The 16203-nt window shown below is 28.6% G+C and carries 13 protein-coding genes and 2 pseudogenes; 1 reads left to right on the top strand and 14 read right to left on the bottom strand.

The window, feature by feature from the left end; translation table 11 throughout:
- Positions 1-31 precede the first annotated feature (31 nt).
- The 3 genes from AB3K27_RS09865 to AB3K27_RS09855 all read right to left on the bottom strand — a co-directional run bounded on the left by AB3K27_RS09865 (position 32) and on the right by AB3K27_RS09855 (position 1814).
- On the bottom strand, positions 32-220 hold the full coding sequence (locus tag AB3K27_RS09865; protein ID WP_368491012.1) for a hypothetical protein: 189 nt from the start codon (positions 218-220) through the stop codon (positions 32-34).
- Positions 221-370: 150 nt separating this feature from the next.
- Positions 371-1543: an ABC transporter permease gene (locus AB3K27_RS09860; protein WP_368491011.1), complete on the bottom strand. Its 1173-nt coding sequence runs from the start codon at positions 1541-1543 to the stop codon at positions 371-373.
- Positions 1536-1814: a DUF4162 domain-containing protein gene (locus AB3K27_RS09855; protein ID WP_368491010.1), complete on the bottom strand. Its 279-nt coding sequence runs from the start codon at positions 1812-1814 to the stop codon at positions 1536-1538. The genes AB3K27_RS09860 and AB3K27_RS09855 overlap by 8 nt, the downstream gene beginning before the upstream one ends.
- 150 nt (positions 1815-1964) lie before the next feature.
- Between AB3K27_RS09855 and AB3K27_RS09850 the strand changes: the two are divergent.
- Positions 1965-3342: pseudogene (locus AB3K27_RS09850) on the top strand (transposase).
- A gap of 258 nt (positions 3343-3600) precedes the next feature.
- Here the strand turns inward: AB3K27_RS09850 and AB3K27_RS09845 are convergent.
- From AB3K27_RS09845 to AB3K27_RS09795, 11 genes and pseudogenes are all read right to left on the bottom strand, one after another.
- Positions 3601-4245, bottom strand: a pseudogene (locus AB3K27_RS09845) (ABC transporter ATP-binding protein); the annotation flags it as partial.
- A gap of 204 nt (positions 4246-4449) precedes the next feature.
- Positions 4450-5046, bottom strand: a complete 597-nt coding sequence (locus AB3K27_RS09840) for a hypothetical protein (protein ID WP_368491009.1) — start codon at positions 5044-5046, stop codon at positions 4450-4452.
- Between the two features lie 624 nt (positions 5047-5670).
- Entirely contained in the window at positions 5671-8247 is a 2577-nt protein-coding gene (locus tag AB3K27_RS09835; protein ID WP_368491008.1) for a LuxR C-terminal-related transcriptional regulator, read from the bottom strand.
- 43 nt (positions 8248-8290) lie between these two features.
- A complete protein-coding gene (locus tag AB3K27_RS09830; protein ID WP_368491007.1) occupies positions 8291-9268 on the bottom strand; it encodes an ABC transporter permease in 978 nt (325 codons plus the stop codon).
- On the bottom strand, positions 9265-10008 hold the full coding sequence (locus AB3K27_RS09825) for an ABC transporter permease (RefSeq protein ID WP_368491006.1): 744 nt from the start codon (positions 10006-10008) through the stop codon (positions 9265-9267). The genes AB3K27_RS09830 and AB3K27_RS09825 overlap by 4 nt, the downstream gene beginning before the upstream one ends.
- 10 nt (positions 10009-10018) lie before the next feature.
- Complete coding sequence (locus tag AB3K27_RS09820) at positions 10019-10957, bottom strand: ABC transporter ATP-binding protein (protein WP_368491005.1); 939 nt, start codon at positions 10955-10957, stop codon at positions 10019-10021.
- Positions 10958-11063: 106 nt separating this feature from the next.
- Positions 11064-11642 carry a hypothetical protein gene (locus AB3K27_RS09815; RefSeq protein WP_368491004.1) on the bottom strand — a complete coding sequence of 193 codons (579 nt, stop codon included), beginning with the start codon at positions 11640-11642 and terminating at the stop codon, positions 11064-11066.
- Positions 11643-11856: 214 nt separating this feature from the next.
- A complete protein-coding gene (locus AB3K27_RS09810; RefSeq protein WP_368491003.1) occupies positions 11857-13215 on the bottom strand; it encodes an MATE family efflux transporter in 1359 nt (452 codons plus the stop codon).
- 143 nt (positions 13216-13358) lie between these two features.
- On the bottom strand, positions 13359-14198 hold the full coding sequence (locus AB3K27_RS09805) for an AraC family transcriptional regulator (RefSeq protein WP_368491002.1): 840 nt from the start codon (positions 14196-14198) through the stop codon (positions 13359-13361).
- A complete protein-coding gene (locus AB3K27_RS09800; protein WP_368491001.1) occupies positions 14182-15159 on the bottom strand; it encodes a DMT family transporter in 978 nt (325 codons plus the stop codon). Before AB3K27_RS09800 ends, AB3K27_RS09805 begins: the two co-directional genes overlap by 17 nt.
- 578 nt (positions 15160-15737) lie before the next feature.
- The gene (locus AB3K27_RS09795) at positions 15738-16097 is read right to left on the bottom strand and encodes a ribbon-helix-helix domain-containing protein (protein ID WP_368491000.1); all 360 of its coding nucleotides are present in this window, start codon (positions 16095-16097) and stop codon (positions 15738-15740) included.
- Between the last annotated feature and the right edge of the window lie 106 nt (positions 16098-16203).

Raw genomic sequence — 16203 nt, 5'->3', positions numbered from 1 at the left:
ATTGGTTAAAATTCTGAAACAATTATATCACTTATTTTTCTTTTTCAAGTTTATCTATTAATTTTTCTGGATTAACGGTAGTGCCTACTTTATACTGTTTACTATTTTTCTCAATTGTATTTATATTGCCTGTAGCAGATACATCTTTAAAGAATTCCTCCTGGGTAATAACAGCATCTTCCCTAAATTCTGCATTATACCTGTTACTATTGCCTGACATTTCTTATCTCCTCCATATGATTATTATATCTAACTCATATGTGTTCATCAATTCGAGTACATGTCAATCTTTTAAATAATCACAGCCTTTCATAAAAATCAGAATTGTGTCCATTTTTAATAAAAAAAGGAGAATATATTTTTTATAGTATCAATCAATATTTTTATTTTTAAAAATAAATACACTTGAGATAATCATAATTATAATCCATATTACACATATAGTTATGGAATAGTTTACATTCATGTATGGTATATTAGTTTTTAATGCTAAGTCTCCCGTGATTGTATCTCCAACATTTAAAAAAGTATATGGAAAAAATTGAAGTAATGCTCCTATAAATATTCTATGTTTAACTTGATCAAAACCACATTCATAAAACATTAAACTCTCTAAAATTATTGATATGCCTATGCTTAACAGTGCTGAACTTAAAGAATTTTTGCAAACAATAGAGATAAATACTAAAAACGATATTAATGCTATTGATACTATTATTAGCATAAGTGCCATTATTATTATAGCACTTACATTCGAAATCAACTCACCACTTCCTTTTATATATTTCATTTGAGATGTTATTTCTGTTATTACTATAGATTTATCTTGTACATATCTTTTACCTACCATAATTGGAAGCTTATAATCACTAAAGCCATATACAATACCACATTCAACAGAAATAATTATAAAACTAATAGCAACAATGACACTGCTTACGATTGATAACGAACATATTTTCCCTATTATAATTTTCCCACGTGAAATTGGTCTTGTAATTAATAATTTTATTGTATTTGGTGAATATTCTCCAGAGATTATATCGGATGCTACTGCAGTTAATATAAATCCTAAAAGTATGGGAAACAATATGCCTAATATTTGGATGGCATTTTGCATACCTTCTGCCATTAAGTTTTTTTTATTTATATCATGCTCCTTATAATATTGTAATTTTAATATTTGTTGATTTATATTATCATCATTTTGAGATTTTAATTGTTTATTTAACAAATTTATTGTATTATCAACTTTAGTTTCGTCATAATTTTCTTTTTTCTGATTTTTTAAATTATTTAGGATTTGTTGTTCAACATTTATTTGGTTTTTATAATATTCTTTTTTATCTTTATCATAAGTTGATACTTCAGCTTTTTTAAAGTATCCTATTGCACTCTCCAATTTAGTTATATTTTTTTCATTGCTTCCTATAAATCTAATCATTAATATGCCAAAAATGATTATTATTAGGAAAATCATAATTAACATATATTTTTTCTTTATCACTATTCTTTTTAATTCTTCATATATAAAATTAATCATGTTTTTTTCTCCCAACAACTTTCATAAATATATCTTCTAAACTTTCCTTTTTTTCGTGAAAATCTTGTACTTCAATACCATTGTCATGTAATTGTTTTAATATTCTAAAAGTATCAAGTGAATTGTCCTTTATATAAATTACAACACTTTTTTCTTTTATATCAATTATTTCTATATTCTCTATATTCTCTATAATCTTTACTGCCTCTTTATTCATGTTTGTTTTTATAAATATAGTTTTCCCAATACTTTTTTTATTCCTTTCATCCATATTTAGTAATAGGGTTTGCGAAACGCTATAACCCGCATAAATGCGGTATATTTTTTGTTGTAAAATAGAATAACTCCTCACTGATTTATGGTAAAATTGAATTGCCAAGAAACAAAATCACCATATACCTCAGAAAGGAGTTATATACTTATGATACCATATAAACAGCTTTCTTTGGCAGAAGTTTTTTCTGATTGCAAAGAAAAATTTGAAAACAACAAGCCCCAGTTTCTTTCTTTACTTGAAGATACTATTGATCTGGATGATTTAGTTCCAGTTTCTTTTATAAATCATTTTTATGCTTCTACTGGAAGACCTCGTAAATATACACTTTATGCCATGCTTCGTGCTTTGATTTTGCAGCGTATTTTTTCTATTCCTACAGATTCCCTTTTGATTATTTTTCTTAAATATTCAAAAGAGTTGAGGGATTTTTGCGGTTTCACCAAAGTTCCTGATGCTTCTAAATTCACACGCTTTAGACAAGATTTTATTTTGGACTTACAATCAATGTTCCATAATCTTGTTAATATTACTGAGCCAATATGTCAACAAATTGATAAGAACCTTGCTTCTATGACTATCTTTGATACTTCTGGTATTGAAGCTTTCGTCACTGAAAACAACCCTAAATATGCTAACCGCATCATAAAACAACTTAAAGCTTTTAAGAAGACACATGGTCTGGATGATTCTTATGACCCTTATAAAGCTGCTTACAGGGCTATGCCTTCTCATGCTGCAGCTAATCCAGCCATCCAGCAGATGTACATTAACGGTCATTTTTGTTACGCTTTTAAATTTGGCATTGTAACCAACGGCCTTGGTATTGTGAGAGATATTTCATTTTACAACCAAGATTTCCTTAAAACTCATCCAGATATCGTTGTTGAGAAAAAATCCAATTCTCCTGATGAAGATAAGTCCCTTGCTGATTCTAAAGCACTTATACCTGTCCTTAAGGATTTTTTTGAAAAACATCCTTTGATAAATCCTAAAACTTTTTTAGGTGACGCTGCTTTTGATAGTATTGAAATTTATCAATATCTTTTTCAAGAACTAAAGTTTGAAAAAGCATATATTCCACTAAAAACTAAGCTTGCACCAGAAGAATCCGATTGTCCTTTGAATGAAGATGGTATTCCATGCTGCCCTCATGATCATTCACTACCCATGAAGCAAGAAGGCAGCAAATCACACTTACGCTCAGAAATTCCAACAATGAAATTCGTTTGCCCTAAAATGAAATGGATTTATAATAAAGAAACGAAAAAGAGTAAACGAAAAACTCTTTGTGAAGATCCTTGTACTAAATCATCTTGTGGCAGAATGTTCTACATTTATCCAGAAAAAAATTTGCGTGCATACCCAGGAACAACTCGTGGTTCCCAAGATTGGAATTATACTTATAAAATTCGTTCTACTGTTGAAAAAAGCATTGGACATTTTAAAAACAGCTATTGCATTGCAAACCGTAGAACACAAAATGAAAAAACTCTTCATGCTGACTTACTTCTTTCAGGCATAACCCAGCTAATAACAGTTGTTATAGCCAATAAAATACACAAGCATGAATATATCAGAAGTCTAAAACCATTAATTGCATAAATATCAGCTATTTTTAAATTTTAGAATTAATCATGGTTCTATTTCTTGCACCCTTTTTTTCTATTTAGCCATTACAAATCAGGAAAATCACCTTTAATCTTCTAATTATCTTTTTTGAAATTCCCCCTACTCCTCAATTCATTTTTATCAGTGAGTTTCGCAATTGCCTAATATTTAGTATGTCAACAATTTTGCCATTATCTATAAAAATAACTTTATCACACACATTCTCTATTTCACTTAAAATATGTGAAGATATAAATACTGTAGTATTTTTATCATTTGATAATTTTTTAATGGTGCTTTTAAGATCACTAATTCCTATAGGATCTAATCCATTTGTTGGTTCATCTAATACTAATAATTCCGGTTCAGACATTATGGCCTGTGCAAGACCCAGCCTTTGTTTCATACCTAATGAATATTTTTTCACTTTTTCATCAATTTTAATTCCTAAATTTGAAAATTTTATAGCATCTTCTATTTCATCTTTTGTTACATCCTTAAGCATACTTGATATATAATTTAAGTTTTGTCTTCCTGTCATATATCCATACATTACTGGTGTTTCTACCACTGCTCCAATATTTCTTAAGGCTTCCTCTCTTTCAGTTTTAAGATTTTTTCCGCAGATTATAACTTCACCTTCATCAGGAAATAACATACTTGTTATAATTTTAATTAATGTGGTCTTACCTGCACCATTTCTTCCTACAAAACCACAGATTTCTCCTTTGTTTATGAAAAAATTAATATCATCTAATACTTTTTTCTTCCCTCGTTTTTTAGAGATATGTTTTACTTCTAAAATTCTATCATTCATCCTAATCAGTTGCCAAAATTCTATAAAAATCTATACGAATGTATAAATATATATAAATTTGTTTAATTCTCTATTCATAGTGTCCGATTTTGTAATCCTAAAAGAATATACTACTTTCGTTTGATATAACACTCCCAGAGCTTAAATTCGGATACAACTCATCCTACACATTAGTAGTATCTTTCATGTGATTATTCTACTAATTTATATCTTCTTTTCCAATTTAACAATATTATTAGTCTTGATAAATTGGAATCCTTGTTTATTTGCTTCATACTTCCTTGATACTTGTTTCTGTAATCTTTTAAGTTTTTTCTTTAATTTCTTAACTTTACCTGATTTATTAATGTTTTTTATAGGATTGTCCAGACAATTTACTATAGCTAAATCATGAACGCCTAAATCTATTCCTACACTTAAATCTTTATTCAACCCGGCTTGGTTTTCGCCCTGTTCAAATCCTAAAGATAAATACCAGTATCGGCCATCAAAATGACATCTTGGGTTAGTGTACTTAGGTAAATCGGGAATATCATAATTAGTTTTGTATTGAATTTTACCTATTTTCTCCATTTTAACCTTGCTATCTTTAAATTTAACGGCATCGTGTCTAACATAAAATGATTTTCTCGACTTTTTCTTAGATTTAAATTTAGGGTATTTAGCTGTTCTGTCAAAGAAATTATTATAAGCTGTTTGTAAATCGTCAAAAGCTTGATTGATAGTTTTGCTGCTTATTTCATTTAGCCATGCGAATTCTTCTGTACTCTTCAACTTATTAAATTCATCTTTAAATAACATTAAAAGATTACATTAACGCTCTTAAATAGGGTGTTATTTTTTCAACAAATTTATAATAGAATTTTGACGTTGTTCACTTAGTACGCTGCCACTAAGCAGTTCTCTTATGAACTTCTTATGCTCTCACATAAGCTCAGACTATATCATTACCCTTACAAAAGGGCATTTCCCACTTCGGATTGCTTAATCCTACTCCCATCACAGGATAGTCGTTGAACTTTACCCTATATTCGGGTCTTAGCTGCTGATTGCCCATTTTTACAGCACTTAGGATTTAACCTTATGCCATCTAACTAATTTTTTCTACTTTCGTAACATTCACGCTTGGTTTTATTTCATACCTACGTTGTAGTTTAGTTAGCTTTAGGGGATTCCAGCAATTCAAGAAATTTTGCATAGATTCTATCTCTATGACTCCATGCTCTTTACGAACATGGGGTGCTTATCGTCTTATTGATAAATCTATAAATAATGTTTTATATTATTGCAGTTATTTATACATTTACAACTACTGTTTAGTTGCACCTCTTAAATATTTATTTCATATTTATTATAAAATACAAAAATATATTAAAAGTATAATAAAAATAAAGAAAAAATAAATTTATTCTATAAAAAAATTTTTTAAATATACCCATATCTTTTAGCTGCTTTAATTGCCCTAACTCTACTATTTACCCCAAGCTTGCTATATATATTGATTATATGAGATTTAACTGTAGCTAACGAAATATAAAGATGCTCTGCAATTTCTTTATTTGACGCACCTGCTGCTATCTCATTAAGCACATCAATCTCTCTTTTACTTAAAATAGATTTTGTTTCAATTCTACAAATATTTATTATCTGCTTATAATGCACTTTTTCACCACAACTCAGATTATTATAAAAATCTGACTCATATTTCATTACAATTTTATATACAGTTTCACTTTCAAAATAATAGGGCTGAAGGATTTTATCTTCACAGCTATAAAATAGTGCTTCCCTAAATAGATTTATTATTTCACGCTTTTTCGCCGAATTGTCATATATCATATTAATTTTAAAAAGAGATGCCTGCACCATTTTTAGCTTTATTTTATTTTTTCGGGAATATTTTAAAATCTCATCGATAAGTTTTATAGCTTCTTCAATTTTTCCCTCTCTAAACAATATATTTGCATAAAGCAGTTTGCTATCCAAACTTCTCTGTGTTTTATCCATACTTTCATAATCTGCTTTGAAACGTACCACCAGTTCACCATAAAATTTATTCAGCCGGAAAACGTATTTTAAAAGAGAGGCCATAAATGTAATATTATTATAAGTTTTCATATTCATAAGTTCTTTAACCAGCTTAAGGGCCTCTTCTGTGTCTCCAATAATAAATTTATATTCTGCTAAATTGTATCTATATCCCCTATCTACTGAAAGAACTATACTAGAAATATATTCACCTACATTTTCAAGGCACTTTTCTGCATTTTCTAAATCCATCTGCTTTAGATAAATACCTGTAATACCTATATAAAAGTTTGTATTAAAAATACTCACATCTTCATTGGATTTTAGTATTTTATTCATCTCACCATACAAAAACTTACATTTATTAAATTCACCCATGTCCTCTAATATTTGGGATTTCATACCAAGAGAAAAGAAGTAAATATAAAAATTATTATGGATTTCTGAATAACTCATAGCCCTATCTATAGAATTTAACCCCTCATCATATCTGCACTGGGCATATAATAAAGATGCATCTTTCATGAGTATAAAAGCCTTTGTAGTTTCTTTCAAAGATAAATTGTCAATTTCTGAAATTGGCATGACTTCAATCTCATTTAATCTAAAAGTATCTTCCACAAACATACTTGAAAATTTAAATGCTGAAAAAGTTGAATCCCCTTGTCTATTTATTTTAAGTACATCATATATTTCCTTACATTTTTCAAATTCCAGATTAGCATAATTATAAAAGAAATATTGATATGCAAAATCGGGATTTTGTATAATAAATTCTTCTGGAATTCTTTCACCATATGAAAATAGAGCCATGTTTCCAGGAAGCTCTAATATAAGTTTCATTACATTGGAATAATCCTCAGCCAATATTAATTGCTCAATGCACTGGTCAAAATCTCCTAAATTTCTCATAATATCTGCTGCCTTTACATGAAGCTGAATTTGGGTTTCCTTATGAATGTCTTTAAATTTTTCTTTTAAATATTCTTTCAAAATATTGTGATATCTATAGATTCCTTTTTCCTCATCAAGGCATATGATTAAAATATTCTTCCTCTGAAAACTGTCCATTACTTTTTCAAAGTCAATTTCTTCTAAAAGCTGTATGGCTATTTCCTGATTAAAATATGGCAGCATAGAAGTTATCACAAGAAATTGCTTTTCCTCAGCACTCAATAACTCATATATTTCTTTAGTAAGGTATTCTGTCACAAACCTGTTCTGAAAACTTAGCTTCATAATCTCATCTTCACTTTTTCCAATAGCCGCGGCAGCCACAAGCTGCAGCCCTCCAATCCAACCTTCAGAAAGGTCATTAATAAAGTTCAGTATCTCTTTCTTAAAATTCAACTTTAAAGTGTCCTTTAAAAATTTTATTCCCAATTCTTTAGAAAGCTTTAAGTCGTTTTCATCTATGAAAAGAAGCTTACTCTCCATATTAAGTGCACCTAAATACAAATGTGGTTCCTGCCTTGTAAGCAAAATTACATGTACATTGTCAGATAGGTTTTTTAGAAAGAATTCTATAGTACGGAGCAGAAAACTATCTGTAATATAATAGAAATCATCCAAAACTATAAATATGTCCTCTTGGTTATTCATAGCATTAATCAGAAGTATAAGCAGCTTTTCTAAATCACTTTTTTCAAAATTCGAATCATATAGGAATGTGACGTCCTGCTTCGTTGCCTCAAGGCACCCTCCTACTGCTTCAATAAAGTAATTCCAAAATAAGAAAACATTATTACAACTTTCATCAAGAGATATCCATTTTAAATTTGAAATAGATCTTTCTCTGGCAAAAGAAGTTATAAGGGTAGTTTTGCCTGTTCCTGCACCGCCCTTAATCAAAACAACTCTGTACTCACTCATTCCATCTAATTTTGAAAACAGTTCTTTTCTTATTATATAATTTTTTCTAGGCTGCGGAATTTTAAGCCTTGTACACATTAAAATCAGTTTGTCATTAATCATACACCCATACTCCCAATTTCAATTTTATTATCTATATTTTACTTTAATTTGTTCTAAGCACATAGTCTTTTTTTATTTTTATTATGGAAAAAGCAAAAAATATTAAAGATATTATTATTACATATATAAGCTGCGGCAGCACTTCCAAAACTGTTTTTCCAGTTTCCAATCCCTGCACGAAACTGAGAAAATCTTTTTGAGGAAGAATCCATATAACTTTCTCAAGTAGTTCATTTCCCTTTTCAAAGGAGTAAAAACTTCCCCCAAGAATTGTTGTAATTATTACAATTGAAGATCCTACCATATTTGCAGTATCTGATACTTTTACAATAGAGTTAATAAACATGGCAAAGGCTATACCAAAAGAACATATTATGCCTAAGAAAGCCCCGTACTGCAATAAGCTAAAGCCTATATTAAGCCTAAAAATGCATTTCATCATAAATATTACAAGAAATGCCGGTGTAAAAATGAGTAAAAAAGTAAATATAAAATGAGACGTTAGATATTTTTGAAAAGATACCGGTGAAGCTGCAATTCTTTCAATTTGCTTCAATTCCATATCTTCTGCCAGAGTAAACATGAATAAAACACACTGAAGCAAAATAAACATAAAAAGATATCCTATAATATTAGTACCTACACCTCTGCTATCCTTAACTTGTGGTACAAAGCCTTCAGGCCTCTTTATTATTTTCTCCAGTGTCTTTCTAAAATTATCACTTTTTATTGTATCAATATGATATTTTCCGTTGCCCTTATCAATTATAACACCATCATACCGACCAAGTACCAGTTGGGATTTTGAAGGTTCCTCCTCCATAATAGTAAATTTAATATAATCTGATTTAAAAATCATTACCTTACTTTTAGTTACCAATGCAATACTGTCTTTAACTTTCAAATTTGAAGTTAAATATACTGCTAAAATTATAGAAATCATTGTCATCAGCAATGAAATAACAATATAATATTTTCTACCACTGATTCTGTAATAGTTATTCTTAAGAAAACTTATCATATATAATCCTCCGTTCTATAGAATCTTCCACATAAAAATATAGTTATCATGGATAATAAGATTAATATAATTACTATAGGCAAGTAACAGGAAAAATCTCTATCATATATAACTTTAAAAATATCCGTAATAATCCATTTTACTGGTAACATATAACTTATTTTTTCTACATTATGTCCAAGCCCGTCAAGTCTGAAAAATAGTCCTCCCAATATGGCTGAAATATTTATCACAATACTTAAAACCTGGTTAGCAGTGTTTTCACTCTTGAAAATACAGCAAAACAGTACTCCAAGGGCAGAAGCAAAAATTTCAAACAACAACAGTGTTAAAATTATAAAGCCAGAATTTTCACCTCCAAAGTTAACCTTTAAAGTGAGATTTAGAAGTATCATTACCATCATATGGCAAATAAATGAAAACGTAAAAGTAGCTGCTATTTTGGAAATATATATATAACCTTTAGGTATGGGAGAGTAGATTATCCTCATATTCGCCTGTTTAATACGCTCCTCCATAAAGCTATTTGAAGCTATTGTAGAAGTATTAAAAACTATATAAATCATTATAGAAATACCATAATAATCATAGGAAGTAATAATGCTGCCATAATTACCGCTGGTTAAAAAACCTAGGATCAAAATCAGTAAGAATGGAAAAACAACGGTATAAAAAACCCACATGGGATTAAATAATAAATTTAAGAAGTCTCTCTTGAATATCTGTAAAAATCTATACATATTTATTCTCCTAATCCCTTAATTTTCTTCCAGTTAAATTTAGAAATACACTTTCTAAACTGGCAGTTTCACAGGTTAAATTATTAATCTTAACAAAATTATTTACAAGAATTGAAATTAGTTTATCCAGGTTCTCAACTCCTATTAAAGTTGTAATTTCCAGCTTGCCTCTTTTTATTAAAACATCTTTTACGCCTTCTACACTATAAAAGTCTTCTAAATTAACCTTATCTGTAGAGTCCACTTCAATAATGAACTTTTTATAATTTACTATTTTTTCTTTCAATTTTTCTTTTGTTCCAGATGTTATTATCTGTCCTTTATCCATTATAATAATTCTGGTCGATATTTCTTCAACTTCCTCCATATAATGAGTGGTATAAATAATAGTTGTGCCATTTTCCCTCATAGTTTTAACAGAACTTAAAATGTGATTTCTTGATTGTGGATCAATACCAACAGTAGGTTCATCCATTATGAGTATTTCCGGATGATGCGCAGTGGCACAGGCAATGTTAAGCCTCCTCTTCATTCCTCCTGAAAATGTATTTACCTTATCTTTTGACCTTTCAGCTAGCCCTGCAAATTCAAGAGCTTCGATAATTCTCTTCTTAAGCTTGTTACTTTTCAAGCCATAAAGTGAAGCAAAAAATTTAAGATTTTGTTCCGCTGAAATATCTTCATATAGTGCAATATCCTGAGGTACTATCCCCAAATGCTGTTTAAAATTCCTGTCACCTTTTTCTACTTTTTTCCCATTGTAACATATTTCCCCTGCTTCGTAATCCAAGGCTCCTGTGAGAATATTTATGATAGTACTTTTACCTGCTCCATTTGGTCCAAGAAAACAAAGTATTTCGCCTTTTTCTACTCCAAAAGATATACCTTTGATAACTTTACTGTCTCTATAGCCTTTTTGAAGATTTTTAACATTAATTATTTCCTTCATCTCCAACCACTCCCTTTATGACAATTATAAATTTCAGGGACAAAAATAAAATCAACCTTTCGGTTGATTTTAGATGAAAAATTAAATATTTTATTGTAAAATAGCTTTATTCTTCTGAAAGCGATTCACTCCTGCCTTGTGCTTTTAACCATTCTTTAGCATTTGATTTTATTTGTGTTTCTAATCCTAAATCACGACCTGTATCCTCCATAGCTTCCTCTGCATATTTACGTGGAAACATCTTTCTTATAGATGGCCCATATTCAGTTCCATCCTTAGACTGTTCAAATTTAACAACAGTAAACTTATCTTTATCTTTTCTTAACACAATAAGTGCTGGATTTGACCCTCCACATGAAAAACCAAATTTTCCGTTAGCAAATGCATATCCTTCAAATAAGGTATAAATATAAACATTTATTAATCCATCTTTCTGTTCAATTGAGTATGATTTATGTGCTTCAAAAACCTTATCAGCATTAGTTAATATATGAGAATAGTAATCCTCAATATAATTTGATATTGTTTCATTTATAACCCCTTCAGATTTAGTTTCAATATTTTTATTATCAGATACAATACCAACATTTTTATTATTAGTTATTCTTAAATTGATATACCAAATGCCAATAATAAATATTAAAGAAAAAATTATTAAAATAAAACTCTTAAAACGCTTTTTCAACTTTACCTCATACCCCAATTCTTTATGTAGTCAAATTACGACTTTTGGAATTCACTATTTTATTTCCATATTGATAGTTATCACAGACTTTATAGTTGTTTAACTACTCATATTGTTCTTTTATTATTTCTATGCATACATTATTACTTATTTATTTTTTATACTAATTTAAATATATTTATTTAATGAGACCTTTTGTGAATTAAATTTAGTGTTAAACTAATACTTTTAACTGATTCATTTTTTTTATTTCGCCGTATATGAAAATTAGAGATATTGCTGCTGTAAAAAAATCGGATAATGGAACAGATACAAAAACACCAGTGACTTTAAGAAATATTGGGATGATTAACATTAATGGTATTAAAAATAAAAATGGTTTCATTATTGATAGAAATAATGCAGGCTTAGGTTTGCCAATATACTGAAAAAAACTTGCAGCAATTACTTGAACACCTACTAAAGGACTCATAAGTATCAGTACTCTTAAAATAGGAACCGTCAATGCTATTAATTCATTATTAGATGTAAAAACACCCGCTATTTTATTTGTAAAACTAATAATTATAACTAAAAATCCCAATGAAATTACAACTGATGTTAAAATTCCAAGCTTTAAGCTTTGTTTTACTCTATTGAATTTTTTAGCACCATAATTAAATCCTATAATAGGCTGAAGAGCTTGTCTAATTCCATACATAGGAACGGTAATAAACCCGAATATACGATTATATATACCAATTGCAGAAATATATAAGTCAGATCCTCCATAAATTCTTATTGAATTATTTAATACTATGGCTACAATTCCATAAGCCAGTTGAGTCATAAACGTGGATACTCCTAAGGAAATCGCTTCCTTTAATAACTTTATATTAATTACTAAATTTTTAACTTTTACTCCTAAAATTTTACTATTAAAACAGATGTATACCAATAAAAATATGAAACATATTATTTGGGAAATGTCTGTAGCAATGGCAGCTCCTTTTATCCCATATTTAAGTCTTGTAACCAATATGTAATCTAACGGAATATTAATTACAGGTCCTATTATCATGCTTATCATAGCAATATTAGCATGTCCTTCTGATTGTATGATGCTATTGGAAACAATACTAAAAACGAAAAAAACGCTGCAATATAAAGTAATTCTAAAGAATGTTACAGCATAGGGTAGTATAGTTTCCAAGGAACCAAAAATATACAATATAGGTCTGATGAAAGCCAGTCCTATAACCATAATTAAAATTCCTAATAGAACAGAGGATGTTAATGCAGTACCCACAGCCTTTTCTGCTCTTAGTTTATTTCCGGCTCCAAGACTTCTGGAAATTATAGAAGCAATTCCAACTCCGATCATTTGAGAAAGAGCCAGTATTATTTGTTGAATAGGAAAGACTATAGTTAAAGCTGCAATTCCTAAGCTACCATTAGCCTGATTACCTATAAAAATTGCATCAATAAGATTATATAATACATTAGCTAAAAATACACTTATGGCAGGAAGAGAAAACTTAAAAAGTAACCTTTTGATATTGCCTTCCAGAATGAAATTTTCTAATTCAGTCATTTTATTACCTCCAAAAAAGTTTATACTTTATATACTCACTTAATGAAATACTACTCCCTCTAAACATCATTATTCATAAAAAACACCTCTTTTCTAAATTTACACATATCTTATATTATCACAATTTATATTTTAAACACAATTTAAGTTATATTATTATTTATTAATTGAGTTTGATATTTATAAGGAGTTATGCCAACAATACGCTTAAAGTGACGTGTAAAATGACTCTGATCTGCAAATCCCATCTTTAATGCTGTAGATACTATTGGACATCCTTTAATCAGCAAGTTCTTAGATTTTTGTATACGAACAACTATTTGATAAATATGAGGTGGAACTCCCCATTTTTTTTCAAAAACTCTAAGCAAGTTAAATTTACTCATATTTGAAAACATAGATAACTGCTCCAAAGAAATATTTTTATTGTAATTATTATCTATATATTCTCGTATATCATCTGCAACTTTATAATTCCAATTTATTTTTTCCTCTTCATAAGAAAATTTCGCATGATGTTGTAAAACTTTAATCATTGCTGTAAAAAAGCCAGTTTGACATTCTAGTAGAGAAGATGATTTATCAAATAATAATTGAAACATTTTGTATAAACTTTTTTCACAGTAAGGATCTGAAACTACTGCTTTTGGAAAATAAGGTATGGAAGAATGTCTTTTATTTATCTGTTCCATAATTTCCTGTAAAAGAATTGGAGAAGGATACATAATCCAATACCTCCATCCTTTCTCCTGATTAACGGCTTGACCTGTATGTATGATTCCTGGATTCATTAATACTATACTACTTTTTGGAGCATAACACTTTTCTCTATTATAGTCAAAAGTTTCTACTCCATTTTCTATGATTCCAATCCCAAAATTTTCGTGCCAATGGCGAGAAAATGTTTGGGTTGTATAAGAAGCCTTTAAAACTTCCATATCTCTCATATCTTGGCGTAAGATATACTCAACATGATTTTTCATTTTCAACATTATATTTTTCATCACCTTCATTTAAACAATTTATTGTATGGATATAATATACAATACCTGTTAGTATTATTACTATACTTATCAATTCAATAATGTGGGGTAATCGGCCTTCAATAATAAAAGAATATGTTAATCCAAAAGCCGTTTCTCCAACAGTCATTTCACCTGCTAAAGAAATAGGCAAAGCATTAGATGCTTTATTCCAAAAAACAGTTCCTATCCACGAGACAACAATACCTAAGATTACAGCAGTACGCCAAAATTTAAAAACAATATTACTGGGACTTATAAGCTTAAATAATATAAGTGAATCTGGCATTATTACTTTAATCATTAATATAAAAAAAGGAATTAGACATAAAGTAGTAGTCCCAGTAATTGTAGACCACATTTGTGATGTAATTTCAGCATTTTCTTTCAAAAAGCATGCGTTTGAAACTGCATACCATGTCCAAAGACATAATGCAATTAGCCCATATATCACTCCATATATATTAAACGTATCCGTAGATCTATTTAATGACGCATAATTCAATATTAATACACCTATAATAACAACAAAAATTGGCAAAATCAATTTTTTAAAAGAAAATTCATGATTTATAAAATTTCCATATAATGAAGTTGTAATTGATAACATTCCAATAATTAATGTAGCAATTGTAGCTCCTGTTAATTTAATCGATAAAACAAGAAAGAAATAATATCCTATATTACCGCAAAATGAAAAAAGAAAAGCATTTCTCCATATATTAGTATTCATGATTCTAAGACTTTTTTGTTTCTGAAATAGTAACATAATTATTGAAAAAATACCATAAACAAAATATCTTCCAAATGTTATTTCAACCGCAGTGTAATTAGGTAATAAATTTGGAATTACATAGGCAAGTCCCCAAACTGCATCAGCTATTAATGCATAAAATATATTTAAGATAAATAGTTTTGACATACTATTCTCTCCTCTGAGTTTTTATAAAGTATATCAATTGTTACTTATGAAAATATAGAACAATATTGCTATTTTTAACAAGCCAATAAATCTTTTTGTTATGGGGTTGTGTATCCAGATAAACAATAATTTGTACATGCATCCCTTTCTAATTACTAATTTCATTTCAAATGTATTACAATGTCATCACCTGTTGGTTTATCGCTAAAAGGATGATTATGTTCTCTAAAAATTAAATGATGAATCATTTATACAGTCCCAATCTATATCGAAATTTACAAGGCTAGAGTTTTAATATTCCAGTTAGAGATATATTCTAAAGAAAGAAGAATTCACTCTATCAAGTGGAGAAAAAATAGCTATAGATACTATGAGAAATACATCATATGTAAATTATCTAATATGAATTAAGAATATTAAATAAATATAATTATTTCTCATATAATCATTATCAATCCCATCGTTATTAAAGTGATAAGCGTATTTCAAAATGAATTTTTACATTTTGAAATACGCTTATTACCAGCCTTGAGTACTCTCTGAATACTCATCATAGGTTGACCTTTTTACTCTATTTCTCATTCTTTTTTATTATTTTCTTCTAAAGCTTCAAATAATAATTCTAAAGCTTGATTAATTATATAACTATTATCAATATTATATTTTTTACTTAATTTTTCCATTTTTTTGAATAATTTTTTATCAAAATAGTATGTTTTACGGATGTGGGTATCAACATATTTTGAACGCTTTGATACTTTTTTTAAAATATTAAATTTAATATCAGTAATAGTATTATCTTTACTTTGCTTATTAATATTACAGTTGGTATTACTGCAACTAAATTCACCAATGTCATCAATCATTACACCATCTGTAATATTGTTAGATGTAGAATTAATATCTTTTATGTTGTCATTATCATTTATAGATGACATTTTATACAACACCCTTAGCCCCTTTCAATTAATTTTTATTATATTGCTTGCTTAAATACACTTCTTAAAATATTGACATAATCAATATATTCACAAAGTGTTCGGA

The organism is Clostridium sp. BJN0013 (assembly GCF_040939125.1).
Classification (GTDB): domain Bacteria; phylum Bacillota; class Clostridia; order Clostridiales; family Clostridiaceae; genus Clostridium_B.
This window is presented reverse-complemented; position numbering and strand designations above follow the sequence as displayed.

Coding starts and splice junctions, on each gene's coding strand:
- AB3K27_RS09865 (WP_368491012.1), bottom strand. CDS start 220: ATGTCAGGCAATAGTAACAGGTATAATGCAGAATTTAGGGAAGATGCT.
- AB3K27_RS09860 (WP_368491011.1), bottom strand. CDS start 1,543: ATGATTAATTTTATATATGAAGAATTAAAAAGAATAGTGATAAAGAAA.
- AB3K27_RS09855 (WP_368491010.1), bottom strand. CDS start 1,814: ATGGATGAAAGGAATAAAAAAAGTATTGGGAAAACTATATTTATAAAA.
- AB3K27_RS09840 (WP_368491009.1), bottom strand. CDS start 5,046: ATGTTATTTAAAGATGAATTTAATAAGTTGAAGAGTACAGAAGAATTC.
- AB3K27_RS09835 (WP_368491008.1), bottom strand. CDS start 8,247: ATGATTAATGACAAACTGATTTTAATGTGTACAAGGCTTAAAATTCCG.
- AB3K27_RS09830 (WP_368491007.1), bottom strand. CDS start 9,268: ATGATAAGTTTTCTTAAGAATAACTATTACAGAATCAGTGGTAGAAAA.
- AB3K27_RS09825 (WP_368491006.1), bottom strand. CDS start 10,008: ATGTATAGATTTTTACAGATATTCAAGAGAGACTTCTTAAATTTATTA.
- AB3K27_RS09820 (WP_368491005.1), bottom strand. CDS start 10,957: ATGAAGGAAATAATTAATGTTAAAAATCTTCAAAAAGGCTATAGAGAC.
- AB3K27_RS09810 (WP_368491003.1), bottom strand. CDS start 13,215: ATGACTGAATTAGAAAATTTCATTCTGGAAGGCAATATCAAAAGGTTA.
- AB3K27_RS09805 (WP_368491002.1), bottom strand. CDS start 14,198: ATGAAAAATCATGTTGAGTATATCTTACGCCAAGATATGAGAGATATG.
- AB3K27_RS09800 (WP_368491001.1), bottom strand. CDS start 15,159: ATGTCAAAACTATTTATCTTAAATATATTTTATGCATTAATAGCTGAT.
- AB3K27_RS09795 (WP_368491000.1), bottom strand. CDS start 16,097: ATGTCATCTATAAATGATAATGACAACATAAAAGATATTAATTCTACA.